This is a genomic window from Streptomyces indicus, assembly GCF_900100315.1.
Lineage (GTDB): Bacteria > Actinomycetota > Actinomycetes > Streptomycetales > Streptomycetaceae > Streptomyces > Streptomyces indicus.
Genome location: NZ_FNFF01000001.1, coordinates 318,156 through 342,869, shown reverse-complemented (window position 1 = coordinate 342,869; position 24,714 = coordinate 318,156). Strand labels below are relative to the sequence as shown.

Annotated in this window: 24 protein-coding genes; 12 read left to right on the top strand and 12 right to left on the bottom strand. The window is 73.2% G+C overall.

Features of this window, described 5'->3' with window-relative positions; genetic code table 11:
- Positions 1-92 precede the first annotated feature (92 nt).
- Entirely contained in the window at positions 93-692 is a 600-nt protein-coding gene (locus BLT97_RS01585) for an N-acetylmuramoyl-L-alanine amidase (RefSeq protein ID WP_093606809.1), read from the bottom strand.
- A 231-nt stretch (positions 693-923) separates the two neighbouring features.
- Between BLT97_RS01585 and BLT97_RS01580 the strand changes: the two genes are divergently transcribed.
- Entirely contained in the window at positions 924-1,862 is a 939-nt protein-coding gene (locus BLT97_RS01580) for a hypothetical protein (protein ID WP_143041297.1), read from the top strand.
- Between the two features lie 139 nt (positions 1,863-2,001).
- On the opposite strand, the gene BLT97_RS01575 is transcribed toward BLT97_RS01580, so the two are convergent.
- Both BLT97_RS01575 and xylB read right to left on the bottom strand, forming a co-directional pair.
- Positions 2,002-3,228: an ROK family transcriptional regulator gene (locus tag BLT97_RS01575; protein ID WP_093606807.1), complete on the bottom strand. Its 1,227-nt coding sequence runs from the start codon at positions 3,226-3,228 to the stop codon at positions 2,002-2,004.
- Positions 3,229-3,239: 11 nt separating this feature from the next.
- Positions 3,240-4,703 carry a xylulokinase gene (gene xylB, locus BLT97_RS01570; RefSeq protein ID WP_093606806.1) on the bottom strand — a complete coding sequence of 488 codons (1,464 nt, stop codon included), beginning with the start codon at positions 4,701-4,703 and terminating at the stop codon, positions 3,240-3,242.
- Positions 4,704-4,921: 218 nt separating this feature from the next.
- On the opposite strand from xylB, the gene xylA reads away from it, so the two are divergent.
- Together xylA and BLT97_RS01560 are read left to right on the top strand one after the other, a co-directional pair.
- A complete protein-coding gene (xylA, locus tag BLT97_RS01565) occupies positions 4,922-6,088 on the top strand; it encodes a xylose isomerase (RefSeq protein WP_093606805.1) in 1,167 nt (388 codons plus the stop codon).
- 155 nt (positions 6,089-6,243) lie between these two features.
- Positions 6,244-6,813 carry a hypothetical protein gene (locus BLT97_RS01560; RefSeq protein WP_093606804.1) on the top strand — a complete coding sequence of 190 codons (570 nt, stop codon included), beginning with the start codon at positions 6,244-6,246 and terminating at the stop codon, positions 6,811-6,813.
- A gap of 132 nt (positions 6,814-6,945) precedes the next feature.
- Here BLT97_RS01560 and BLT97_RS01555 read toward each other — a convergent pair whose 3' ends face one another.
- Genes BLT97_RS01555 through BLT97_RS01545 form a run of 3 tightly spaced genes read right to left on the bottom strand, consistent with a single transcriptional unit; the run spans position 6,946 to position 11,898 of the window.
- Complete coding sequence (locus BLT97_RS01555; protein ID WP_342742681.1) at positions 6,946-7,668, bottom strand: class I SAM-dependent methyltransferase; 723 nt, start codon at positions 7,666-7,668, stop codon at positions 6,946-6,948.
- A gap of 10 nt (positions 7,669-7,678) precedes the next feature.
- Positions 7,679-8,944 carry an SWIM zinc finger family protein gene (locus BLT97_RS01550; RefSeq protein ID WP_093607692.1) on the bottom strand — a complete coding sequence of 422 codons (1,266 nt, stop codon included), beginning with the start codon at positions 8,942-8,944 and terminating at the stop codon, positions 7,679-7,681.
- Positions 8,945-8,994: 50 nt separating this feature from the next.
- Positions 8,995-11,898 (bottom strand): DEAD/DEAH box helicase, encoded by a 2,904-nt coding sequence (locus tag BLT97_RS01545; protein ID WP_245769085.1) that lies wholly within the window; start codon positions 11,896-11,898, stop codon positions 8,995-8,997.
- A gap of 343 nt (positions 11,899-12,241) precedes the next feature.
- Between BLT97_RS01545 and BLT97_RS01540 the strand changes: the two genes are divergently transcribed.
- Both BLT97_RS01540 and BLT97_RS01535 read left to right on the top strand, forming a co-directional pair.
- On the top strand, positions 12,242-13,288 hold the full coding sequence (locus BLT97_RS01540; protein WP_093606803.1) for a fatty acid desaturase family protein: 1,047 nt from the start codon (positions 12,242-12,244) through the stop codon (positions 13,286-13,288).
- A 170-nt stretch (positions 13,289-13,458) separates the two neighbouring features.
- The gene (locus tag BLT97_RS01535) at positions 13,459-13,641 is read left to right on the top strand and encodes a hypothetical protein (RefSeq protein ID WP_093606802.1); all 183 of its coding nucleotides are present in this window, start codon (positions 13,459-13,461) and stop codon (positions 13,639-13,641) included.
- Between the two features lie 128 nt (positions 13,642-13,769).
- On the opposite strand, the gene BLT97_RS01530 is transcribed toward BLT97_RS01535, so the two are convergent.
- The 3 genes from BLT97_RS01530 to BLT97_RS01520 form a co-directional block, all read right to left on the bottom strand.
- On the bottom strand, positions 13,770-14,882 hold the full coding sequence (locus BLT97_RS01530; protein ID WP_093606801.1) for a hypothetical protein: 1,113 nt from the start codon (positions 14,880-14,882) through the stop codon (positions 13,770-13,772).
- Positions 14,883-14,999: 117 nt separating this feature from the next.
- Positions 15,000-15,353, bottom strand: coding sequence for a hypothetical protein (locus tag BLT97_RS01525; RefSeq protein WP_245769084.1), 354 nt, complete (start codon positions 15,351-15,353; stop codon positions 15,000-15,002).
- A gap of 89 nt (positions 15,354-15,442) precedes the next feature.
- Positions 15,443-16,042, bottom strand: a complete 600-nt coding sequence (locus tag BLT97_RS01520) for a class I SAM-dependent methyltransferase (RefSeq protein WP_093606800.1) — start codon at positions 16,040-16,042, stop codon at positions 15,443-15,445.
- Positions 16,043-16,245: 203 nt separating this feature from the next.
- Between BLT97_RS01520 and BLT97_RS01515 the strand changes: the two genes are divergently transcribed.
- The 5 genes from BLT97_RS01515 to BLT97_RS01495 all read left to right on the top strand — a co-directional run bounded on the left by BLT97_RS01515 (position 16,246) and on the right by BLT97_RS01495 (position 21,171).
- Complete coding sequence (locus tag BLT97_RS01515) at positions 16,246-17,019, top strand: MHYT domain-containing protein (protein ID WP_093606799.1); 774 nt, start codon at positions 16,246-16,248, stop codon at positions 17,017-17,019.
- Positions 17,020-17,089: 70 nt separating this feature from the next.
- Entirely contained in the window at positions 17,090-19,723 is a 2,634-nt protein-coding gene (locus BLT97_RS01510; protein ID WP_093606798.1) for a sensor histidine kinase, read from the top strand.
- Positions 19,720-20,157 carry a roadblock/LC7 domain-containing protein gene (locus BLT97_RS01505; RefSeq protein ID WP_093606797.1) on the top strand — a complete coding sequence of 146 codons (438 nt, stop codon included), beginning with the start codon at positions 19,720-19,722 and terminating at the stop codon, positions 20,155-20,157. The genes BLT97_RS01510 and BLT97_RS01505 overlap by 4 nt, the downstream gene beginning before the upstream one ends.
- A gap of 14 nt (positions 20,158-20,171) precedes the next feature.
- Complete coding sequence (locus BLT97_RS01500; RefSeq protein ID WP_093606796.1) at positions 20,172-20,585, top strand: DUF742 domain-containing protein; 414 nt, start codon at positions 20,172-20,174, stop codon at positions 20,583-20,585.
- Positions 20,566-21,171: a GTP-binding protein gene (locus BLT97_RS01495; RefSeq protein ID WP_093606795.1), complete on the top strand. Its 606-nt coding sequence runs from the start codon at positions 20,566-20,568 to the stop codon at positions 21,169-21,171. Before BLT97_RS01500 ends, BLT97_RS01495 begins: the two co-directional genes overlap by 20 nt.
- An 18-nt stretch (positions 21,172-21,189) precedes the next feature.
- Here the strand turns inward: BLT97_RS01495 and BLT97_RS01490 are convergent, their stop codons facing one another.
- Complete coding sequence (locus BLT97_RS01490) at positions 21,190-21,618, bottom strand: PPOX class F420-dependent oxidoreductase (protein ID WP_093606794.1); 429 nt, start codon at positions 21,616-21,618, stop codon at positions 21,190-21,192.
- Positions 21,619-21,716: 98 nt separating this feature from the next.
- On the opposite strand from BLT97_RS01490, the gene BLT97_RS01485 reads away from it, so the two are divergent.
- Together BLT97_RS01485 and BLT97_RS01480 are read left to right on the top strand one after the other, a co-directional pair.
- Positions 21,717-22,130: a roadblock/LC7 domain-containing protein gene (locus tag BLT97_RS01485; protein WP_093606793.1), complete on the top strand. Its 414-nt coding sequence runs from the start codon at positions 21,717-21,719 to the stop codon at positions 22,128-22,130.
- 166 nt (positions 22,131-22,296) lie between these two features.
- Positions 22,297-23,121: a DUF6397 family protein gene (locus BLT97_RS01480; RefSeq protein WP_093606792.1), complete on the top strand. Its 825-nt coding sequence runs from the start codon at positions 22,297-22,299 to the stop codon at positions 23,119-23,121.
- Positions 23,122-23,167: 46 nt separating this feature from the next.
- On the opposite strand, the gene BLT97_RS01475 is transcribed toward BLT97_RS01480, so the two are convergent.
- Positions 23,168-23,719 carry a tetratricopeptide repeat protein gene (locus BLT97_RS01475; RefSeq protein ID WP_093606791.1) on the bottom strand — a complete coding sequence of 184 codons (552 nt, stop codon included), beginning with the start codon at positions 23,717-23,719 and terminating at the stop codon, positions 23,168-23,170.
- Positions 23,720-23,753: 34 nt separating this feature from the next.
- Complete coding sequence (locus BLT97_RS01470) at positions 23,754-24,638, bottom strand: acyl-CoA thioesterase (protein WP_093606790.1); 885 nt, start codon at positions 24,636-24,638, stop codon at positions 23,754-23,756.
- Positions 24,639-24,714 lie beyond the last annotated feature (76 nt).

Below are 24,714 nucleotides of genomic sequence, written 5' to 3'. Positions count from 1 at the left end.
GCAACGGGTCGCACGCGCGGACAATCGGCAATGGGTCGCAGCACAGGCCGGCAACCGGCAACCGGTCGCACACGCGCGGAACGACCCCCTGGTCAGGCGAAGTTGACCATCCGTATGTACCGCGTCCAGTCCCACAGCGGCCCCGGGTCGGTGTGCGTGGCGCCCGGCACCTCGTGGTGCCCGATGATGTGCTCGCGGTCGCGCGGGATGCCGTACGTGGCGCACAGGTGCGCAGTCAGCCGTGCCGAGGACTCGTACATCGCGTGCGTGAACCACGCCGGCTGGTCGACCCAGCCCTCGTGCTCGATGCCGATGCTGCGGGTGTTGTACGTCCAGTTGCCCGCGTGCCAGGCCACGTTCCGGTCGCGTACGCACTGCGCCACGTTGCCGTCCGAGGACCGCACGAGGTAGTGCGCCGAGACCTGCTTCGCGGGGTTCTGGAAGATGCCGAGCGTGTCGGCGTACGTCTCCTGCGTGACATGGATGACGACATGCGTGATCGGATATGTGGCGGGGCGGTTGGCGGCCGTCTGGTTGGAGGGGCTCGCGGGCACCCAGTCGGCGTCGGGGTAGTCGGCGACGGCGATGGGGCGTGCCTCGCTGGTGGTGCCGGACAGCACGGCGGCAGGCAGGGCGAGAGCGGCGCCCTGAAGAAGGCGTCGTCGGCTGGGGAGGGCGCGGGCCGGGTCCATGGGTCTCCTTGACCGGTCGATTCGGCTGAGGGGCGGGGTGTGGGCCCACGCGTGGTAACGACGGTACGGCGCAAGCCGGTTGGGCCGGAAGGGGGCGGGCCCGCGCCGTTGACGGAGAGCGGGCGGTGGCCGACTCTCGTCAGGGGATCGGGCACGAATCGGCAACGGGGGGTCATCGTGCGGCGAATACGGCGTGCCGGGAGGAAAGCGGCTCTGCGGACGGGGGCCGTGGTGGCGGCGGGGGTGCTGCTCGCCGCCGGGTGCAGTTCGGGGTCGTCCGGCGACGGCGACTGGCTGCGCGGCCTCCAGTCCGCCGAGGCCACCCCGGACGAGAAGGAGCCGCCGCCCTCGCCCAGCACCACGCCGCCGCTGACCGACAGCGAGTACACCGCACTGCTGGGGGACACGGCCGACCCGTTGAACGAGGCGCTGCGCACCCTCCAGAAGGCGCGCTCCGACGAGGCCGTCGACGGGGCTCTCACCGCGGCGGCCGACGCGGCCGTGCAGGCGCAGAGCACCCTGACGGAGGCGGACGCCCCCGAGCGCATCACCGCCGAGCACAGCTCCTACGCCACCGCGCTCGGCGCGCTCGCCGCCGACCTCGGCACCGCCCGGCAGGGCCGCGACGACGGGGCGTTGTGCACCGGCACCGCCGCCACCGCCCGCTTCGGCAGCGGCAAGAGCCTCAAGGCCTTACGGGACGCAGCTCGCGCCCTGGACGACAACGGCTATCCGACGGGCCTCGCCCTGCCCGCGTTCCCCAAGGAGACCGACCGCCGCCTGAAGAACGGCAAGTTCGTGAAGGACGGCTCTCGCGGCGGCCGCGGTGTGCTCAAGATCGACGGCGCCGCCACGGACGCCGTGGTGACCCTGGCGCGCGGCGGCAAGGCCGTGTTCTCCGTGTACGTGCGCAAGAACTCCAAGGCCCAGGTGCAGCGGGTCTCCGACGGCGACTACACCATCTACTTCACGGCGGGCTCGGACTGGAACGGCAAGGCCCGCACCTTCAACCGGAACTGCTCGTTCGACAAGTTCGAGAAGAAGGCCCGCTTCACCACGCGGACCAGCGCGACGCAGATCACGTACACCATTTTCACGATCGGCCTGAAGACCTCGCTCACCGGGAACTCACCCGTCACGCCCGTCGATCCGGGCGAGCTCCCGAAGTGAGACGCGCACCGGGCGGGCCGGGCGAGTTCCCGAAGCGAGACGCGTACCGGGCGCACCGGGCGAGTTCCCGAAGCGAGACGCGTACCGGGCGCACCGGGCGAGTTCCCGACGCGAGACGCGCAAGGCCGACTCGCGCGGCTCAGCGCACCGCGCCCGCGACCGACGCCGGATCGTCCAGGACCGCCTGCACCACCGAGTGCGCCGCGCCCAGGAGCGGACCCTCCGAACCGAGCCGCGACACCGTGACGGTGCCGCCCTTGGGGCGTGCGGGATCGGCGGTGCGGCGGGCGAGTTCGCGCTCGAGCGACGGCAGCAGCCACGGCGCGAGCCGGGACAGGGCGCCGCCGAGGATCACGGTCTGCGGATCGAGCAGGTTCACCGCGCCGGACAGGGCGATGCCGAGCGCCGAACCGGCCCCGCGCAGCGCACGGCGCGCCTGCGCGTCACCGTCCTCGGCGCGGGCGGCAAGAAGTCCGATGCCCTGCTCGCCGTACGGGATGCCGGCCGCGCGCAGCACCGCCTCCTCACCCGCGTACTGCTCCAGGCAGCCGCGCCCGCCGCATGGACAGGCGGGGCCCTCCGGGCGCACCGGGACATGGCCGAGCTCGCCCGCGAACCCGTGCGTCCCGCGCAGGAGCCGGCCGCCCACCACTACTGCGGCACCGATGCCGATCTCCGCCGACACGTGCACGAAGTCCTGCGGCGCCGGATCGCCGCCGATCCAGAGCTCGGCCAGCGCGCCGAGATTGGCCTCGTTGTCCACGCTCAGGGGCAGTCCGTCGAGCAGGAACGGGCCGAGATCCAGCTCGCTCCAGCCGAGGTTGGGGGCGCGCACGACCGTGTGCGAATCGCGGGCGACCAGGCCCGGCACGGCGACCGCGAGGCCGGCCGGACGCAGGCCCGCGGCGCGGCTCGCGCCGGTCACCTCCCGTACCAGACGGGCCAGTTCCTTGAGGACCGGCTCCGGCGGGCGGCCCCGGTTGTCGCTCTCAAGGGTCGCCCGGGCCCGCACCTTGCCGTGCAGATCGACCGCGCACACCGCGAGGTGGTCCACGCCGATCTCCGCGCCGATCCCCACCGGGCCGCGCTCGCCCACGGTGAGGGCGCTGCCGGGCCGGCCCACGGTGCCGGGCCGCTCCGGCCCCAGTTCGACGAGGAGTTCGGCCCGGATCAACTCGTCCACCAGCGTGGACACCGCGGCCCGCGTGAGCCCGATCCGGGTGGCGACCGCGGCACGCGAGAGCGGCCCGTGCGCCGTGATGGCCTGCAAGACCAGGGAGAGGTTGCGCCGGCGGATGCCCTGCTGGGTGTTGGGCAGGAACGCCGGATCGCCGAAACCGCCGCCCTGGGGGAGCTCAGTGGTCATGAGGGTGCTCCTCAGAGGGTGTCGGGGGAGGTGCCGGAGTCGGAGGAGGTCAGGAGAGGGGTGGCATCGTCGAGCACGGCGGCGATCCGCGCCAGGGTCCGGTCGTCCCGCTCCACCGGATCGAGGACCGGGCCCTCGGCCGTGCCCCAGCGCCTGGCCACCGCCGCCGGGTCCTCGCCGGTCAGGAGACCCGCGGCCTGGGCGGCCGCGCCGAGCGCGACCAGTTCGGCGGCGCGCGGCACCTGGACCGCGCGGCCGCTCAGCCGCCGTACCGTCTCCTGCCAGGCCCTGCCCCGCGCGCCGCCGCCGATCAGGAGCAGCGGCTCGTCCGCCGGGTCCCCGTCCACGGCCAGTACGAGGTCGAGGGCCCGCAGCAGCGCGAACACCGCGCCGTCGTACGCGGCTTGGAGCAGCTGACCGCCCGTGGTGTCGTGCCGCAGGCCGTGCACGAGTCCGGAGGCGGCCGGCAGATCGGGGGTGCGCTCCCCGTCGAGGAACGGGAGCACGGTGGCCGTGCCGCCCGGCTCCACGGCCTCGCGGCCGAGCCCCAGGAGCGTGGCGACGCGGTCCACGGCGAGCGTGCAGTTGAGGGTGCAGGCCAGCGGCAGCCAGTCGCCGCGGGCGTCCGCGAACCCCGCGACCGTGCCGCTCGGATCCGCGGGCCGGCGCCGGGCGACCGTATACACCGTGCCCGAGGTGCCGAGGCTCAGGACGGGCGCGCCGGGGCGCAGGCCGAGTCCGAGCGCGGCGGCCGCGTTGTCCCCGGTTCCGGGTGCCACCAACACGCCCTGCGAGAACGGCAGTTCCGGCAGTGCGCGCGTGGTCCCGGCCACTTCTCCGGGGCCCACGACGCGGGGGAGAAGCGCCGGGTCGAGCCCGACGAGGTCCAGGATCTTCTCGTCGTACGCCTGCGTGGGCGCCGCCCACCACCCCGTGCCCGAGGCGTCGCCGCGGTCGGTGGTGCCCTGACCGGTCAGGCGCCCTGTGAGGTAGTCGTGCGGCAGCCGCACTGCGGCCGTCGCCGCCACCGCCGCGGGCTCGTGCTCGGCCAGCCAGGCCCACTTCGACACCGTGAAGGACGCGCCCGGCACGCTGCCGATCCGCTCGGCCCAGGCCTTCGGGCCGCCGAGCTCCGCGACCAGGCGCTTGGCCTGCGGCGCCGACCGCACGTCGTTCCACAGCAGCGCCGGGCGCACCGGGCGGCCCGCGGCATCGAGCGTCACCAGGCCGTGCTGCTGTCCGCCCACCGAGACCGCGGCCGCCTCGCGCGCCGCCGGGCCGCAGGCGGCGACCGCCGCGCACAGCGCCTGCCACCACTGCTCCGGATCGCTCTCGCGGCCGGCGCCGCCCGACACGACGTGCGGCGCCTGGCCGCTCGCCACCACGCGGCCCGTGGCCGCGTCCACGACCAGGGCTTTCGTGGACTGCGTCGAGCTGTCCACGCCGACGACCAGCGGTCCTTCGGCTGCTGTCATGGCGGTCTCCGTCCGCGTGCGGGGTGGTCGTCCATGGTCCGACGAACGACTGGGGGGTTTCCAGGCGCGTCCCCGGATACTAATTTGTCAATCGGCATGACGAAATAGGTCTGCACGCCGACGTAACCAAGGTGTGACCGCCGCCGCGCGCTTCCGGGAGCGATACCTCCGGGCCCGCGGACGCGGATCCGCCGCCGTAGGACGAAGGAGCAGGGGCGATGACGTATCAGCCGGTGCGCGAGGACAAGTTCAGCTTCGGTCTGTGGACCGTGGGCTGGCAGGGCAAGGACCCGTTCGGCGACCCGACCAGGGCCGCGCTGGACCCCGTGGAGGCGGTGGAGCGGCTCGCCGGGCTCGGGGCGTACGGCATCACCTTCCATGACGACGACCTGATCCCCTTCGGATCCTCGGACGCCGCACGCGAGCAGCACATCAAGCGCTTCCGCCAGGCCCTGGACGACACCGGCCTCATCGTCCCCATGGCCACCACCAACCTCTTCACGCACCCGGTCTTCAAGGACGGCGGCTTCACCGCCAACGACCGCGACGTGCGCCGCTACGCGCTGCGCAAGACCATCCGCAACATCGACCTCGCCGCCGAACTCGGTGCCAAGGTGTACGTGGCCTGGGGCGGACGCGAGGGCGCGGAGTCGGGCGGAGCCAAGGACATCCGCGCCGCGCTCGACCGGATGAAGGAGGCCTTCGACCTGCTCGGCCAGTACGTCACCGAACAGGGCTACGACCTGAAGTTCGCCATCGAGCCCAAGCCCAACGAGCCGCGCGGCGACATCCTGCTGCCGACCGTCGGCCACGCCCTGGCCTTCATCGAGCGCCTGGAGCGCCCGGAGCTGTACGGGGTCAACCCGGAGGTCGGCCACGAGCAGATGGCCGGGCTCAACTACCCGCACGCCATCGCCCAGGCCATCTGGTCCGGCAAGCTCTTCCACCTCGACCTCAACGGGCAGAGCGGCATCAAGTACGACCAGGACCTGCGCTTCGGCGCCGGAGACGTGCGCCAGGCGTTCTGGCTGGTGGACCTCCTGGAGACGGCGGGTTACGAGGGTCCGCGGCACTTCGACTTCAAGCCGCCGCGGACCGAGGACTACAGCGGGGTGTGGGCGTCCGCCGAAGGCTGCATGCGCAACTACCTGATCCTGCGCGAGCGTTCGGCCGCCTTCCGTGCCGACCCCGAGGTGCAGCAGGCGCTGCTCGACGCCCGCCTCGACGAACTCGCCCGGCCCACCGCCGAGGACGGCCTCGCCGGACTCCTCGCGGACCGGGGCGCGTTCGAGGACTTCGACGTGGACGCCGCCGCGGCGCGGGGCATGGCCTTCGAGCGCCTCGACCAGCTGGCGATGGACCACCTGCTCGGGGTGCGCGGGTGAGGTGCGACTGACGGCGCCGCCCGCCTGCGGAGGCGGGCGGGTCCGGACGCGGCGGATCCGGGCGTGGCAAATCCGGACGCGGCGGATCCGGGCGTGCGGGGCCAACTCCCGTACAGAGGTCGCATCCTGAGCGTTTCGGGGTGACTCTTGGCGGTATGGCCATGCCTCCCGAGCCGCCGCCGCAGCCGCCGACACCACCGCCGTCCGGCGGGGGCTTCGGGTCTCCACCGGGCGGCGGTGCGTACGGGGGCGGCGGGTATGGATCCGGCGGCGGACACGGATCCGGTGGGTACGGCCCGCCTCCGGGTGGTGACGGCACCTCGGACGGGGGCTTCGGCCCGCCCGCCGGGGGACCGTACCCGCCGGGCGGTGAACCCCCGGGCGGGCCCCGGCGGCGCGCAGGCCTGCTCGCCCTGCTCGCCGTGATCGTCGCCGTGGGCGCGATCGCCGCGGTCGTCCTGTTCGTCACGAACGGGAGCGACGGCGCCGGGGACGGCGACTCCCCGGACCCCACCACCACGACCAAGAAGCCGACCCCGTCCCTGAGCATCCCGTCCGGCCTGCCGACCGAGATCCCCACCAAGCTCCCCACGCAGCTCCCGAGCGGCTTCCCCACCGAGCTGCCGAGCGGCATCCCCAGCGACCTGCCGAGCGGCATCCCGACCGCGCTCCCGACGGACTTCGCCTCGCCGGCGCCGCTCGGGACGGCGGCCGCGGGCGGGTGATGCCGCGTCATCGGGACCGGCGCCCGGGGCTGCGCGTTCCGCCGTCGCCACGGCCCTGTGTCGTACCCCGCGCGATACGAGCGCCGACGACCCAGCGGCGAATTCGGCCAACTGCTCGAACAGCCCGCTCAGTCAGCCTTCCGCGCGAAGAACGTGCCGCCGGGCCACTTGCCGCCGTTCGTCGGCGCCCGCACCATCCGGTCCGTCACCTCGAGACCGGCCCGCTCGATCAGCGCGGCGATCTCGTCCGCGGGCCGCAGATAACTCCCGTACGACACCGGGTGACCGCCGTAGGCCTGCGTCGGGTGGAGCTCCTCGCCGTCCCCCCACATGCCCCGAGACCATCAGGATGCCGCCGGGCGCGAGCACCCGCCGGAACTCGCCGAACACGACCGGCAGCGCCCCGGGCGGTGTGTGGTGCGTGCTGTAGTACGCGAGCACACCGGTCAGTTCGCCGTCCGCGAAGGGCAGCGCGGTCATCGAGCCCACACGGAAGGGCAGTTCGGGATGGCTCTCCCGCGCGAGGCGCACCATCTCGGGCGACAGGTCGACACCCGTCATCGTCAGGCCGAGCCCGGCGAGGTGCGCGGACACCTTCCCCGGCCCGCACCCCACGTCCGCGACGACCCCGCCGCCGGCCTCGCGCACCGACTCGGCGAACGCGCCGAGCAGCGCCCGCGAGAGCGGGTCGAGATCGGACGGCGCCGGGACCCGGTCGGCGTACGCGACGGCGACGGTGTCGTACGACTCGCGGACGGAGGCCAGGTACGACAGGTCGGGGGAGGACGGGAGGGGCGGGACGGGGGCGCTGGGCAAGGTCGGTTCCGGGGCGCTGGGCAAGGTCGGTTCGGGCACGACGGCGACCCTAGGCGATCTGCTCGCCGCCGAGGAGTCCCGCGAGCGCCGCCGCCGGATCCTGCGCCGCCCCGCCCGCGGGCACCCAGCGCCCCCGCTCCTTGCGGTAGGGCCACCAGCGGCCGTCGCGCCCGTACCGCAGCTGGGCCGGTGCGTCCGCCACGGTCCAGCGGTTGCCGGAGGCCTTCAACTGCGGCCGCTCGTCCGGCTCCCAGGCCGTGTCGAGCGCCGCCCGCGCCCGTACGGCCTCGTCCCCGGCCGGCGTCCACGCGTGCTCCAGGACGTCCAGCGCCGCCGCGCCGCCGAACTCCCACGCCTGCACGGCCAGTTCGAGCCCTTCGCGGCTGCGCCCGGAGCCCTCGGCGAGCCGCGCACGCACCGGAGCCGACGCGCCGAGCGCAAGGCGTACCGCGTCCTGGCTCGCCTCCAGCGGCGCGGGGAAGGGGAGTCCCGCCAGCGCGGCGGTCAGCAGCTGATGCGCCTCGTGCGCGGCGCGCTCCGCGAGGAACTGCACCGAGGAGACCTCGAGTCCGGGCGCCGGAGCCGTCTCCGTGTCCAGCGCGGGCGGCCGCCCCGGCGCCTCGGGCAGCGCCGGGAGCGGGGGCAGCGGCGGCAGGATCGCGCCCATCGCGTACGCCTCCTCGGCGCGGACGCCCTGCGCCGGCTCCGGCCGGTCGTCGTCCGCGTCCGGCTCGAGCGTCGAGGCCCGCGCCACGCTCCGCACCTGCAACTCGTCCAGGAGCGCCCGCTCGCCGCGCCCCCGCATCAGGAGCAGCACGAACGGGTCCTGGTCGAGCAGCCGCGCCATCTGGTAGCTGAGCGCGGCCGTATGACCGCAGTGGTCCCAGGCCTCACAGCTGCACTCGGGCTCCAAGTCGCCGATCCCCGGCAGGAGATGGATGCCGGCCGCCGCCGCGTCCTCGACGAGATGCGGCGGCAGCTCGCGGTCGAGGAGCGCCGCGATGTGCCCTGCGCTGTCCACGGCGAGGTCGAGGAGACGGTCCCACTCGTCCTCGCTCAGCTGCTGCAGGAGCACGTCGCTGCGGAAGGCGGCCCGCCCCTTCTCCTGGACCACGGCGGTGATCCGCCCGGGCCGCACCGACACGGCGCCGACGGCACCGGCCCGCGCGAGCCTGCGTCCCGCCTTGGTCATCTGGTTGTCCAGAGCCGTGTCCTCCAGGGCCTTGAGCCAGGCCTGGCCCCACCAGGTCGTGGCGAAGCCGCGCCCGTGGGCGGGCGGCAACGGCTCGAAGGTCCGCTCGGCACCGGCGTTCATCGCGTCCCCCGTCTGCATTCCGTCTTCCCTGTGCATCGCGTCCCCCGAGGTCATCGGCCCTCTCCTCGCAGCTGGACCAGCTCGGCCAGTTCGGCGTCGGTGAGTTCGGTCAGGGCGGCCTCGCCGGCGCCGAGCACCGAGTCGGCGAGGTCCTGCTTGCGCGCGAGCAGGGCGGCGATGCGGTCCTCGATGGTGCCCTCGGCGATCAGCCGGTGCACCTGCACCGGGCGGGTCTGCCCGATCCGGTACGCACGGTCGGTGGCCTGGGCCTCCACGGCCGGGTTCCACCAGCGGTCGTAGTGCACGACGTGCTCGGCCCGGGTCAGGTTGAGGCCCGTGCCCGCGGCCTTCAACGACAGCAGGAACACCGGGACTTCACCGTCCTGGAAGCGGTTCACCATCGCCTCGCGCTCGGCCACCGGTGTACCGCCGTGCAGGAACTGGGTGCGCACGCCCCGCGCCGCCAGGTGCTGTTCGAGCAGCCGTGCCATCTGCACGTACTGCGTGAACACCAGCACGCTCGCGTCCTCGGCGAGGATCGTGTCGAGCAGTTCGTCGAGCAGCTCCAGCTTTCCGGAGCGGCCGCCGATCGCGGGGCGCTCCTCCTTGAGGTACTGCGCGGGGTGGTTGCAGATCTGCTTGAGCCCGGTGAGCAGCTTCACGATCAGGCCGCGCCGCTCCATGCCGTCCGCCTCGGAGATCGCGGCGAGGGTCTCGCGCACCACGGCCTCGTAGAGCCCGGTCTGCTCGGCCGTGAGCGAGACGGCGCGGTCGGTCTCGGTCTTGGGCGGCAGTTCGGGTGCGATGCCCGGATCGGACTTGCGGCGGCGCAGCAGGAAGGGCCGCACGAGTTTGGCGAGCCGTTCGGCGGCGGCCGGGTCCGTGCCGCTCTCGACGGCCTGCGCGTACCGGCTGCGGAACGTCCCCAGGCGGCCCAGCAGTCCCGGCGTCGTCCAGTCGAGGATCGCCCACAGCTCGGAGAGGTTGTTCTCCACCGGGGTGCCGGTCAGTGCGACACGGGCCTTCGCGGGCAGGGTGCGCAGCTGCTTGGCGGTGGCCGAGTACGGGTTCTTCACGTGCTGGGCCTCGTCGGCCACGACCATGCCCCACGCCTGCGCGGCGAGGGTCCCGGCGTCCAGGCGCATCGTCCCGTAGGTCGTGAGGACGAACGCGTCGGGCGCGAGGCCGTCGAGGCTGCGGGCCTGCCCGTGGAAGCGGCGCACCGGCGTGCCGGGCGCGAACTTCTCGATCTCGCGCTGCCAGTTGCCCATCAGGGAGGTCGGGCAGACCACGAGGGTCGGGCCCTGCGTGGACTCGTTCTGCTGCCGGTGCAGATGCAGCGAGATGAGCGTGATGGTCTTGCCGAGCCCCATGTCGTCGGCGAGACAGCCGCCTAGGCCGAGCTCGGTCATCGTCGCGAGCCAACCCAGACCGCGCAGCTGGTAGTCGCGCAACGTCGCGGTGAGCGCGGCCGGTTGGGCGATTCCGGTGGTCTGCTCGGGGTGCGCGATACGGTCGCGCAGCGCGGCCAGCCAGCCGCTCGCGGCCACCTCGACCCGCCGGCCCCCGACCTCGGTGGAGCCGGTGAGCACCGCGCCGAGCGCGTCCACCGGAGTGACCTTGCGGTCCTCGTGCGCACGGGCGCGGCGGGCCTCCTCCGGATCGATGAGCACCCACTGGTCGCGCAGCCGGACCAGCGGCCGGTGCGACTCGGCGAGCGCGTCGAGCTCGGCGCGCGTCAGCTCCTGGTCGCCCAGCGCGAAACGCCAGTTGAAGGCGAGCAGGGCGTCCGGGGACAGCATCGAAGGCGCCCCGTCACCGGCCTGCGGATCACCCGCTCCGTACGGGCCCCTGCCGTCCTGCTCCTGTCCGTACAGGGCCTCGCCAGGCGGTCCGATCACCGCGCGGGCCGTCAGCCTGCGGGCCAGGCCCCGCGGCCAGTGCACCTCGACCCCGGCGCCCGCGAGGGTGCGCGAGGCCTCGCCGAGCAGTTCGGCGATCTCCTCGTCCGCGAGCTCCACCGCGTCCGGCACGGCGGCCGAGAGCAGCGGCGCCAGGGGCGCCCAGGCACGGGCCGCACGGCGCAGCGCGAGCAGCGCGTCGAGCCGGCTGCGCGGCCCGAACGCCCCTGCCGCGGCGCCGGATTCGGCCCATACGTCCGCGGCATCGGCGATACGGGAGGGGTCGGCGGCGCTGTGCATCTGGAGCACGGCACGGAACCGGGCCTCGCCCGGACCGTCCTGCGCTCCGGACCCGTGCAGCCCGGGCACTTCGATGCGCAGGGACAGCCGCACGCCCGCGTCGTGCCCGGCGGCCACATCGGCTGCCCAGTCGCGCTGCTCCGGGAGCCGCTGAGGCTCCCGGGCGGCGAATCCCGGATGCCCGGCGGCGAGCGGCGCGGCGGGGGAGCGCGGCAGCGTGTCGGCCACGGCGTCCAGGAACTGCCGTACCAGCGCTTCGGGTTCGGCCAGGAAGAGCTCGCCCGCCTCGGGTGCGCCGTGCCCGTCGTCCTCGACATCAAGGGGGACGGCGTGGGCCTGCGGTGGCATCGCCGCGGCGAGCTCTCGTACGAGCTCCAGGTCGGCGGCCGTGAGCGGACCGGCGCGCCAGGCGTCCTCGTCCCGCGCCGTGAGACCGGGCAACAGCAGCCCGCGGGCGGTCAGTTGGAGGGCGAAGAGCGTGGCCGCGCCCCAGAACGCGGCCGCGGGATGGGCGTCCTCGCCGCTGCGGGCGCGGGCCAGCACGGGCAGCGCCTCGCGTACGGACAGCAGACGCGCGGGCACGCGGACCGGCTCGACGGCGCCGTCGCCGGCGGGCAGGGCGACGGTCAGGTCCTCGACGGCGGTCGGAGCCTCGGCCGAGCCTTCGCCGACGGGCGAGACCGGCAGGCCGCCGTCCTCGTTCCAGAACGCGAACCGGCTGGTGCGGGCGGGAGCCGAGGGCAGGAACACCACGGCACTACGGGTGAGTTGAAGGATCTCTGCAGCGGTGAGCGGGGCGGGCCTGTGCGCAGGAATGGCTGATTCCTCAAGTTTGACTAGTCGAACCGGAGCAGCCGACGGTACCCGACGATCACCCCGGAACAGGGCCGAAGCGACGTGACGCCCCTCACACGGCCGCGGCGGGGGTGGTGCTGGATACACCCCGCCCTGGGGCTGGCCTCAACAGCTCCTGGGGGCACCACCCCCGCGTACACGGGTGGTGGCGCCATGGTCGCCGACGGTTGCGGAAATCTACGTTTATGCAGGTCAGAACGAGTTTCAACGCGCCACAGCGACCGGAGACCGGAGACCTGCCATGACGACCGCAGCCCCCGCAGCAGAGCGCCCCGCCACCAGAGCCGACGGCCGTGGCAGCGAGTTCGCACCGCTCCTGCGCACCGTCAAGGGCCAAGGCCTCCTCGAACGGCGCATCGGCTGGTACGCACGGAGCATCGCCGTGAACACCGTGGCGCTGGCGGCTGTGATCACCGCCATGGTCCTTGCCGGCAACTCGTGGTGGACGCTGCTGCTCGCCGTGCCGCTCGCCCTGTTCTCGGCGCGCAGTTCGTTCATCGGACATGACGCCGGGCACTTCCAGATCGCCCGGCGCCGCTCGGCCAACCGCGTCCTCGGGCTGATCCACGGCAACCTGCTCGTCGGCACCAGCGCCGCCTGGTGGAACGACAAGCACAACCGCCATCACGCCAACCCCAACCACGTCGACAAGGACCCCGACGTGGCGCCGGACGTGCTCGTGTTCGCCGGGGAACACGTCGAGGGGCGCACCGGGTTCAGGGCCTGGCTGACCCGCCACCAGGCCTGGCTGTTCTTCCCGCTCTGCCTGCTCGAAGGACTCAACCTCAAGGTCCAGGGCTTCAAGGACCTGCGCCGCCAGACCCCGCGCGAACGCACGGTGGAAGGCCTGCTGCTGCTCCTCCACGCCGTCGCGTACGTGACCCTGCTCCTGCTGGTCCTGTCGCCCGGCAAGGCGCTGCTGTTCGCCCTGATCCACCAGGCGCTCTTCGGCCTGCACCTCGGCCTCGCCTTCGCGCCCAACCACAAGGGCATGCCGATGCCCGACAGCACCACCGAGCGCTGGGGACACCTGCGCCGCCAGGTCCTGACCTCCCGCAACATCCGCGGCGGCCCGGTCACCGACTGGCTGCTCGGCGGCCTCAACTACCAGATCGAGCACCACCTCTTCCCCAGCATGCCCCGCCCGCACCTGCGCCTGGCCCGGCCCCTGGTCCGCGCGCACTGCCGCGACCTGGGCATCCCGTACACGGAGACCGGCGCCGTCGACTCGTACCGCCAGGCGCTCGGCCACCTGCGCGAGGTGGGCGAACCGCTGCGGGCCGAGTAGGGCCCAGCAGTCATCCACTGCCCGGACGTGCGGGCGGGATCCGCCGCCGACTAGGGGATCCGTCCGGGGCGGACCTCAGGGTCGAGTCAGGGTCCAGACTGGAACCAGGGCGGCGGCGGGCCCGTTCTCCACTGATGAGAGCGGCGGCAGCCGCGAAGGAGGCGACACTGATGTCCAGGAACGCGAAAATCGCCGCGGGTGGTGTGGCGGCCGGGATCATCCTGCTGATCTGGCTGCCCTGGTGGGCGGCGCTGCTCATCGTCCTCGGCGTGCCGACGGCGGCCTATCTGACCCTCGACGAATCACAGCGGCGCCGGCTGCGGCGCGTCACGCGCAAGGAGCTCGGGCGCTGAAAGTGCCTTGTCCGGTACGGGTACGGGGTGGGGGCGCGGGCCGTCGGGGTCCGCGCCCCTGACCGTACTGCGGAGTCCGGGCGCCGCGGCACCGGCAGGTGTTCAGGAGCGGCGTTCCGGAGGGACGTTCAGGAGGGGCGTACCGCCATCTTGTCCAAGGCCTCGAGCAGACCGGGGAGTTCGGGGCCGCGGCCCACCGGCAGCACTTCGCCCGGCTCCTCGTCGAGGAGCACGAAAGCGATGTCGTCGGTGCGGGCGACCATCGACCAGCCCGGTCCGTCGGCCCGCAGCGTACGGGCCTCGCCGGTGGCGAAGGCGGAGCGCACCCGGCCAAGGGGCGGGGGAGTGTCGATGTAGGCCCGGGCCTCGGCGAGGACGCGGCGGATCGCTGTGCGGGTGGAGGGCTGGTCCTCGGTGGGCGTGGAGCCTTCCGTGGAGGCGGAGTCCTCGGAGGAAGCGGTCCCGGAGTCCGGGGCGGACGCGACCGCTCCGGACTCGGTGAGCGGGTCCGGGGCGTCCGAGTCCGAGCCCGGTTCGCCGTCCTCGGCGCCCGCATCCGCCGTGGTGGCGTCGGTGTCGGCGGGGTCGTCGGTGTCCAGCGCGCCCGGTCTGTCCTCGCGCGTCCCGTCGGCCACGGAGGCGGAACCTTCCTGCTCCGCACCCGGGCCGCCCGCAGCCCCACGCTCGCCGTCCGCGCCTGACCGGGCAGCCTCCTGCCCGTCCTCGCGCGTCACGAACGTCGAGTCGTCGATCTGGGACCGCCACATGGCCCACTGCAGGGCGATCTCGTCGGCGCCGAGGCGCCGTTGGGCAGGGCCCCACGTCATGGTGTCCGGCGGCGAGAGGGTGAGCCGGTCCGGGTCGTCCGGGTCGGGCTCCGGATCGTGCGGAGCCGGAACGCCGGGCGCGGCCACGGCCACCTCGAGCGGCCAGCCGCCCAGGGCGGTGACCACAGTGCTGTCGTCCGGGGACAGGTCGTACTCCATGCCGCAGTCCCACGAGGCGATGGCGACCGCGACGAGCGACACGTCGTCGATCACCACGGTCCAGCGCGCGCCCTGCGAGTCCTGCCCGAGCACCAGTCCGTAGCCGTCGACGATCGGCAGCAGGCCGAGCGCCGCGCACGCCTCCGGGTAGTCGTCGCCGAGCACGCTCGGGAACTTCGCAGGCGTCAGCAGCACCGCGGTCAGCACATACAGCGCGTCGTCGTCGGCGGCAACGGCCTCGTCACTCCCGGCCATGGCAGTGCCCTCCCCCTTCATGAATTCCGTCGGCGCACCTTAACCAGTCGGTAATCGACTCGTCGAGGTCTGGGCGACCTTGAGGGCGCGAGCAGGAGGCGGACGGGGGCGGGCCGCTCAGGCGGCGGGCAGTCCGAGCAGGCTGCGGGCCACCTCGCCCGGCGGCTCGTCCCGTTCCCGGGCCAGTGCGATGACGGCGCGGCAGGCCAGTTCGTTGATGCCGAAGTGCAAAGCCTCGGGCTGGACCCAGCCGGCCGCCTCGTCCGCCTTCTCCTGGTCGTCGTCGACGCAGGCGGTCACGTAGGTCGCGGCCGCCTCGAAGATGTTGTGCGTACGCCGCCGGTCGTCGGCCGCACTCCGTTCCGCCGCCTTGCGCCCGGCCGGGGCCGCCGGCGCGGACTCGCCCGGCTCCCGCCCGTCCGGCTGGAACAGCCTGCCGATTCTGCGCAGCACCGGATGCAGCTCTCCCATGGGCGACCACCTTCCCCCTGCGTGGCGCGGCCGCTTCAGGTCGGTTCCGCGGCCGATCTTCCAAGTGTGCCGTATCCAGACGGAGTTGCTCAGCCCTCGCGTACGGCGAGAACCAGGAAGCGGGAGTCCTCGTCCACGTACGAACGCATCTGCCACCCCGAACCGGCGAGCAGCGGGCGGAGGTTGGGCTCGGCGCGCAGGTCGTCGGGGGTGATCTGCCGTCCGTGCCGCGCCGCGAGCGCCCTGCGGCCGACGGGGTGGAAGAGCGCGAGGAGGCCGCCGGGTCGCACCGCCCGGGCCAACTCGCGCAGATTCGCGGCCGGTTCGGGCAGATGCGAGATCAGGCCCGCGCCGAACACGGCATCGAGGACGCCGTCGCGCAGCGGCAGCCGCGCCACGTCGGTGAGCAGCAACCGGCCATCCGCGTCACGTCCGGCCTCGACCGCCTCCTTGAGCATCGCGGGGGTCAGATCCGCACCGAGGACGGTGCCCTCAGGGCCCACCGCGGCCCGCAGCACGGGCAGGGCGCGCCCGGTCCCGCAGCCGGCGTCGAGCACCTTGTCCCCGGGCCGCAGGCCGATCGCGGCGACACCGGCCGCGTACGCCGGACCGTCGTCGGGGAAGCGCGCGTCCCAGTCGGCCGCACGCGCGGAGAAGAACTCCTGGACATCCCTGGGGTCGTTGCTCATGCGATCCATGATTCCTCAGCCGGCGAGGGGACGGCGGAAAACGGTCGAACTGCCACGCGGGTGTCCACCGATGGCCCGTACGCGCGTGCGGTGCGCATGTTCGAGCGGGACGCGATCGTTCTTGCACATCTCTCTGTCATATTCGGCCAGCTTTCGTAATGCGCCCCCTCTTCACGCCTCCTTCACGACTAGCGTCCCGCGGCATGGGACACCTGGACCACGCCGCCTTCGGCTGGCTTACCCCCGCGCTGTCGTACGTGATGGCCTGCATCGGCGCCGCGCTCGGACTGCGTTGCATGGTGCGCGCGCTCGCCGCCACCGGAAAGTCGCGGCGCAACTGGCTCATCACCGGCGCCTCCGCGATCGGCTCGGGCATCTGGACGATGCACTTCGTGGCGATGTTCGGCTTCAGCGTCACCGGCACGGAGATCCGTTACAACGTGCTCCTGACCGTCGTCAGCCTCGTCGTCGCGATGGCCGTCGTCGGCGTGGGCGTCTTCGCCGTCGGCTACAGCAGGAACAAGGGGCGGGCGCTCTTCCTCGGCGGCCTGACCACCGGCATCGGGGTGGCGAGCATGCACTACCTCGGCATGGCCGCCCTGCGGCTGCACGGCGAGGTGAGCTACGACCCCGCCATGGTCGGCCTCTCCGTGCTCATCGCCGTCGCCGCGGCGACGGCCGCCCTGTGGGCGGCACTCAACATCAAGGCCCCGGTGGCCGTGGCCGTCGCCTCCCTGGTCATGGGCGCCGCGGTCACGAGCATGCACTACACCGGCATGATGGCCGTCAGCGTGGAGGTCACGCCCGGCACCGAAGCGCTCCCCGGGGCCACGACCATGCAGTTCATCTTCCCCCTGGCCGTGGGCCTCGGCTCCTATCTCTTCCTGACCTCAGCCTTTGTCGCGCTGTCCCCGACCGCCACCGAGCGCGAGGCCTCCGCCTCGGCCCAGCGGCCGATGGAGAGCGCACTCCCTTAGCGGTGCGGCCGGGCCGCCCGCCGACCGGCCCGGCTGCACCGCACCGTCCCTGATCCAGAGCGAGGAGGCCATGCGTACACCCCGCAACACCCCAGGCTCCCCGGGCCCGACCGGCCCGGACGCGGCGACCGCACCCCCGGTGCGCGGCCGCCGCGCCCACGCGGGACCGCCCGCCGACGAACAGCCTGACGAAGGCCCCACGGCACAGGCCGACATACCCACGCCGCCCGAGCGCGGCCCCATCTGGCAGCTCCGCCCCCGACGGGTCCGGGCGAAGATCGTCTGCCTCCTCATGGTCCCCGTCGTCTCGCTCATCGCCCTGTGGGCCTACGCCACCGTGACCACGGCCCAGGACGTCAGCCGGCTCAGCCAGTTGCAGCGCGTCGATGAGCAGGTCCGTACCCCGGTGGCCGCCGCCGTCGCCGAGCTCCAGGACGAGCGCGCCGCCGCCGTGGCCTACGCGGCCCGGCCGGACAACGCGCGCGCGGACGCCCTGCGCAACCAGGCCGGCCAGACCGACAAGGCGATCGGCGAACTCCGCCTCGGCGAGAAGCACACCGTCGCCGACGGCGCCGACTTCCCCGCCGGGGTCGCCGAGCGCCTCGGCGCCTTCGTCTCCGACGCGGACCGGCTGGTCGGCCTGCGCACCACCGTCCTCGACCGGCGCACCGGCTGGGACGAGGCGTACGACCAGTACACCGAGACCATCGGCAAGGCGTTCGCCGTCGGCGGCGCGCTCACCGGGGTGCAGGACGCCGAACTCGGCTCCGACGCCCGCGTGGTGCTCGACTTCTCCCGCGCCGGCGAGATGCTCGCCCGTGAGAACGCGCTGCTGTCCACCGCACAGCTGACCAACACCCTCGACGGCAAGCGCCTGCAGAGCTTCGTCGGCACCGTCGAGACCCGCCGCATCCTGCTCGACAACGTCGTCGAGGACCTGCGCGGCGAGGAGCGCACGGCCTGGCGCGACCTGGAGAAGGGCAGCGCCTACGCCGACGTCCTGTCGGTCGAGGACAAGGTCCTCGCCGCACCGGCCGGACGCAAGGCCGCCGAATCCGTCGACGCGGGCGTCTGGGACAAGGCGTACACGGAGATCCAGGACGACCTGCGCGCCATCGAGACCGACGCCGGACAGCGCGCGGCCGACCGAGCCGACCCGTTCACCCGCGGCATCCTCACACCCGCGGGCGCCGCCGTGCTCCTCGGCCTGCTCGCCGTCGCCGCCTCACTCGTGATCTCCGTACGCATCGGCCGCGCGCTCGTCGTCGAGCTGGTCAGCCTGCGCAACAGCGCCCTGGAGATCGCCCGCCGCAAACTCCCCAGCGCCATGCGCCGGTTGCGGGCCGGGGACGAGATCGACATCCGCGCCGAGGCCCCGCCGGGACCGCCCGCCGAGGACGAGATCGGACAGGTCTCCGAAGCCCTCGGCACCGTGCACCGCGCCGCGCTCAGCGCCGCCATCGAACGCGCCGAGCTCGCCAGCGGTATCTCGGGCGTCTTCGTGAACCTCGCCCGCCGCAGCCAGGTCCTGGTGCACCGCCAGCTCAACCTGCTCGACTCCATGGAGCGCAGGGCCGAGGACCCCAACGAGCTGAGCGACCTGTTCCGCCTCGACCACCTCACGACGCGTATGCGCCGGCACGCGGAGAGCCTGATCATCCTCTCCGGCGCCGCGCCCGGCCGCGCCTGGCGCATGCCGGTCTCGCTCACCAACGTCGTACGGGCCGCCGTGTCCGAGGTCGAGGACTACGCACGCGTGGAGGTGCGCCAGCTCCCCGAGACCGCCGTGATCGGCGCCGCCGTCGCCGACCTCACCCACATGCTGGCCGAACTCGTCGAGAACGCCGCCCAGTTCAGCCCCCCGCACACCAAGGTGCGCGTCAGCGGCGAACCCGTCGGCAACGGCTACGCACTCGAAGTCGAGGACCGCGGCCTGGGCATGGGGAAGGAACGTCTCGCCGAGGCCAACCGCCGCATCGAGCAGTCGGAGGCGCTCGACCTCTTCGACAGCGACCGGCTCGGCCTGTTCGTGGTCAGCCGGCTCGCCGCCCGCCACGGCATCAAGGTCCACCTGCGGACCTCCCCGTACGGCGGCACCACCGCGGTGGTGCTGCTGCCGACCGCCCTGTTGCAGGACGCCCTGCCCAAGGGCAACGGGCGCGCGGCACCCGACGAGATCGAACCGGCCGCCGAGCACACCCGGGTACCGGGCGCGGGCCCCGTCCGCGAGGTCGGCGTCAGCCCCGTGCGCGAAGTGGGCGGCGGAAACTCCCTGCCCGGCCCGCGGCCCGCGCTCGCGGCCATGCCGGACCCACCGGCCCCGCGGGGTGTGACCACCCTGCGGCTGCACACGCGGAGCAGCGAGGAACAGCGCGCACCGCAGCGCGAGGCCGCACCGACGCAGCCGTCCACGAACGGCGACGCCACCCCGAGCGCCGACCTGCCGCGCCGGGTACGCCAGGCGAGCCTCGCACCGCAGCTGCGCGAGGAACCCGCCGCCGAGACAACCGAACCACCCGCCCCGGCACACAGCACCGACGAGCGCACCCCGGAACAAGTCAGGGAACGGATGACCGCCTACCGCGAGGGCTGGACCAGAGGAGGGGGCCGCCCCGCAGGGCGCAGGTCCGAGGACACACCCGACTTCACCCCGGGCGGCGACCGCCGCGCGCCGGGCGGCAACAGCGAAGGAGACCCCGCATGATCCAGGACCCGAGCATCGGCACCGCGCACCGCTCCGGCGAACTCGACTGGCTCCTGGACGACATGGTCCTGCGCGTCGGCGAGGTACGTCATGCCGTGGTCCTGTCCAACGACGGTCTGGCCGTGGGCTCTTCGAGCGCGCTGCGCCGCGAGGACGCCGAACACCTCGCCGCGGTCGCCTCCGGCTTCCACAGCCTCGCCAAGGGCGCCGGCCGGCACTTCGGCGTCGGCGGGGTGCGCCAGACGATGGTCGAGATGGACGACGGCTTCCTGTTCGTGGCCGCCGCGGGCGACGGCTCCTGCCTCGCGGTGATGTCCTCGGCCGCCGCCGACATCGGCCTCATCGCCTACGAGATGGCCCGCCTGGTCAAGCGGGTCGGCGAACACCTCTACACGCCGCCGCGGTTCGCCGTACAGCCGCCGGCGGCCGGCTGAGCGGGGCGGTCGCCATGAGGAAACTACGGGGCGACGACCCGCCCGAGCCGGGAGCCCAGTGGTACGACGCCGAAGCCGGCCCGCTGGTCCGTCCGTACGCGATGACCGGCGGACGCACCAGCCCCGGCCCGAGCGGTGTCCGCTTCGACCTGATCGCCCTGGTCAGCCTCGACACCGCGGCGCCCGAGACCGGTGACGACACCGCTCTCGGCCCCGAGCACCGCGCGCTGATCGAGCTGTGCCGCATCGAGACGCAGTCGGTGGCCGAACTGGCCGCGGACGCCGACCTTCCGGTCGGTGTGGTCCGCGTGCTGCTCGGCGACCTTCTCGAGCTGGGCGTCGTGAAGGTGACCCGGCCGGTGCCGCCCGCGCAGCTACCCGACGAAAAGATCCTGAGAGAAGTGATCGATGGCCTCCGAGCACTCTGAAGGCGACGGCGCCGAGACATCCGCGCTGGCGCTGAAGATCCTGGTCGCGGGGGGATTCGGGGTGGGCAAGACCACCCTGGTCGGAGCGGTCAGCGAGATCCGTCCGCTGCGCACCGAGGAGCAGCTCAGCGAAGTGGGCGAGTCCATCGACGACGTGGGCGGCGTGGCGCAGAAGACCACCACCACGGTGGCCATGGACTTCGGCCGCATCACGATCCGCAGCGGCCTGTCGCTGTACCTGTTCGGCACCCCGGGCCAGGACCGCTTCTGGTTCCTGTGGGACGAGCTCTCGCAAGGGGCGCTCGGCGCCGTCGTCCTCGCGGACACCCGGCGGCTCGAGGACTGCTTCCCCGCGGTGGACTACTTCGAGCACCGCCGCATCCCGTTCGTCGTCGCCGTGAACTGCTTCGCGGGGGCGCGTACATACGGTGCCCAGGACGTCTCCCGCGCCCTCGACCTCGACCGGGGCACACCGGTCGTGCTGTGCGACGCGCGCGACCGCGACTCGGGAAAGGAGGTGCTGATACGTCTGGTCGAGTACGCCGGGCGGATGCACACCGCCCGGCTGCTCGACTCGGTGGGATGAGGCGGGGCGGCCTCGGGCTCAGTCGGAGACGCCGCCCTGGGCGAGCACCTTCGTGATCTTCACACGGACGAGGAGCTCGCCCGGCACCCCGTTGCGGGCGCCGAACTCCTCCGCCCGCTCCTCGCCCATGTAGCGGGCGGCGATCCGCGTCGCCCAGTGCCGCACCTCGTCGAGTTCCTCGCTGAGTACGGCTTCGCCCTGGATCACGGCGAAGGCGAAGGGCGGCCGGTCGTCGTCCACGCAGAGCGCCACGCGCCCGTCCCGGGCGAGGTTGCGGCCCTTCACCGTCTCCTTGCCGGTGTTGAAGACCAGGTCGTCCCCGTCGAGCACGAACCAGATCGGTGCGATGTGCGGCGACCCGTCGGCGCGGACGGTGGAGAGCTTGCCGGTACGCGTGCCCTCGGAAACGAAGGCCCGCCATTGTTCCTCGGTCATCTTCTGTGCCATGTGGCCATCATCGCTTGCCGATCGGTCGGCCTTGGGGAAGGCTTGCGGCCAAGTGCACGAGGGGGAGGGCCCCGGGTGTACGGGGGGAGGTCCACGCGATGCCAGAGGACACCGGACTCGGCTGGCTGCTCGACGACTTGACCAAGCGGGTCGACCACGTGCAGCACGCCCTGGTGCTGTCCAACGACGGCCTGGTCACCGCCACCAGCACGGGTCTCGTCCGCGAGGACGCCGAGCATCTCGCGGCCGTCTCCTCCGGACTGCACAGCCTGGCCAAGGGATCGGGCCGGCACTTCGGCTCCGGGAAGGTCCGGCAGACCCTGATCGAGTTCGACGAGGCCGTGCTCTATGTGATGGCCGCGGGCGAGGGCAGCTGCCTGTGCGTGCTGAGCACCGCAGAGGCGGACATCGGCCAGGTCGCGTACGAGATGACGCTGCTCGTGAACCGGGTCGGCGAACACCTCGGCGTGGAGGCACGGCAGCCCGGCCGCACACCCGTCGTGGACGTCTGACTCCCTTCCCGCACGCGGTACGTCTGACTCCCTTCCCGCACGCGGTAGATGAGGCCTGAGCTGGGCGTTCGGGAGTTATCCACAGGGCTCTGCGGGCTCGTTGCGTGCGGGCTACGGTCTTCACCGAGAGTAATCGGATGCACGCCGGACTCACGGGGAGACCACCATGACCGTCATCGACACGACCACCATGCCGTCCACCGGCCAGGACGGTGCGCCGTCACGGGACGCGCTGCTCGACCTGAGCCACCCGGCTCACTGGGCCGCCAAGGAACTGCTGCTCACACGGGCGGAGTTCGAGCTCGCGGTACTACGCGGCCTCATCGCCACCGTGCCGGGGGAGAGCGGCGGACAGCGCCGCGTGACCCGCCGCGAACTGGACCGGCTGCAAGCCGCCGAGGGCTTCGCGGAAGCGCTCCGTGATCGCGTGCGGCTGGCCGGCACCTCCGAGGCCGCCGACCTCCTGGGCATCACGAAGGACCGCTTCACGCGCATCGCCCGGGCCGGCCTCCTCACTCCGGCCCGCTTCCAGCTCAACCGCTACCGGTCGGTGGTCTGGTTCTACTTCGCCGATGAGGTACGGGAGTTGGGCGCCGCACACCCCGAACTGCTCGCGGGCCGGGCCCCGGAGGCGATGAGAAGCCGCCTGCGCGACGGTGAGGATCTACGGGCCCCGGGCTGGCGGGACCGGATGCACCAGTATCTGATGGGGCTCGCCACGGGCCCCTGGGAGCGGGCCGCCGTCACTGCCTCGTTCCTCGACCCGGTCGACGTGGCCGAGGTCGTCACCGATCCGCACGAACGGGCCCTGCTCAACCACCACCGCCTGGACCTCGGTTCGTCCGGCCGTCCGGGCGCGGTGCCCTCGCCGGGCGACCTGCTCATGGAGCGCATGATGTGCGCCCGCGTGCCGGAGGAGATCCACGGCTACCGGGTCCTCCTCGCCCTGTCGGCCGCGGTCGCGAGGGAGGAGGCGCCGCCGCGACCATGACACCGGGGGCCTGTCAGGGAGTTGGCGCCTTCAGCAGGCCGCGCGCTCAGAAGGTGGCGTCGAGATCCTTGGCGTACTCCTCCAACGCCGGGCGGTAGGCGGCGATCTGCGGATCCTCGGTGGTGGCGACGAGCAGCCCGAGCAGCAGCTCCATGCCCTCCTTGCCGCGACCGGCGTTGTGGAGCGCCAGCGCGAGGAAGGTGCGCAGCGCGCGGTCCTCGGGGAACTCGGCACAGCCCCGCTCCAGGGTCTCCACGGCCTCGGAGTAGCGGCCGAGCGCCCGGTAGGTGGATCCGAGCCCGAGCAGCGCGCCGGCGCGGTCCTCGGCGGGCAGCCCGGGCGCGGACACGGCGGTGACGTAGTACGGCACCGCCTCGGCCTCCAGGCCGAGCGTGTCGTGCACCCAGGCGGTCTGGTAGGCGACTTCGACGTCGTGGGGGAACCGGGCGGCGAGCGCCACGAGCAGCTCGCGCGCCTCTTCCCGGCGCCCGCTCTCGCGCAGCGCGATCGCGTCGGCGAGCTGTCGGTCGCGCTGCGGGGCGGCGCCCTGATGTGCGGGACCGGCGGGGACGTGGGAGGCGCTCGGCTCGATGCTCATGCCGGGCACGCTACAGGCCGCCCCGCCGCGCCGGTCAGGAGCCCGGCTTGGGCGCCCAGGTGCGGAACAGGCCTTCCTGCACCACCGAGACGAGCAGCCGGCCCTCGCGGTCGTAGATCCGGCCGCGCGCCAGACCACGGCCACCCGTCGCGATCGGGGACTCCTGGTCGTACAGGAACCACTCGTCCGTACGGAACGGACGGTGGAACCACATCGCGTGGTCCAGCGAGGCCATGTCGAACCCGCGCCGCCCCCACAGCGGCTCCACCGGAATACGCACCGCATCGAGGAGGGTCATGTCACTCGCGTACGTCAGCGCGCACGTGTGCACCAGCGGATCGTCGCCCAGCGGTCCGACCGCGCGCATCCACACGGCGCTGCGCGGCTCGGCGTCCTGGACCTCGTCGGAGGTCCAGCGCAGCCGCTCGACGTACCGGATGTCGAAGGGCTGGCGCCGGGCCATCCGCTCCAACTGCTCGGGCAGCGCGCCGAGATGCTCGCGGATCTCGTCCACCACGCTCGGCAGCGTCTCGGGGTCCGGGGCGTCGAGCCGCGGCGGCAGCTGGTGCTCGAAGGGCCCTTCCTCCGGCTGGTGGAAGGAGGCCGTGAGATTGAAGATCGTGCGGCCCTGCTGGACCGCCGTGACCCGGCGCGTGGTGAAGGAGCGCCCGTCGCGCACCCGTTCCACCTGGTACACGATCGGCACCCCCGGCCGGCCGGGACGCAGGAAGTACGCGTGCAGCGAGTGCACCGGACGGTCGCCGTCCGTGGTGCGGCCCGCGGCGACCAGGGCCTGGCCCGCGACCTGCCCGCCGAAGACGCGCTGGAGCGACTCCTCGGGGCTCGCGCCGCGGAAGATGTTGACCTCGATCTGCTCCAGGTCGAGCAGGTCGACGAGGCGTTCGGCGGGGTTGGTCATCGACTGTGTTCTCCGGTTGCTGCGAAAGGGGCGGGGGCTGAGCGGACGCGGTGCGGATCGGGCGGGACCCGCGCCG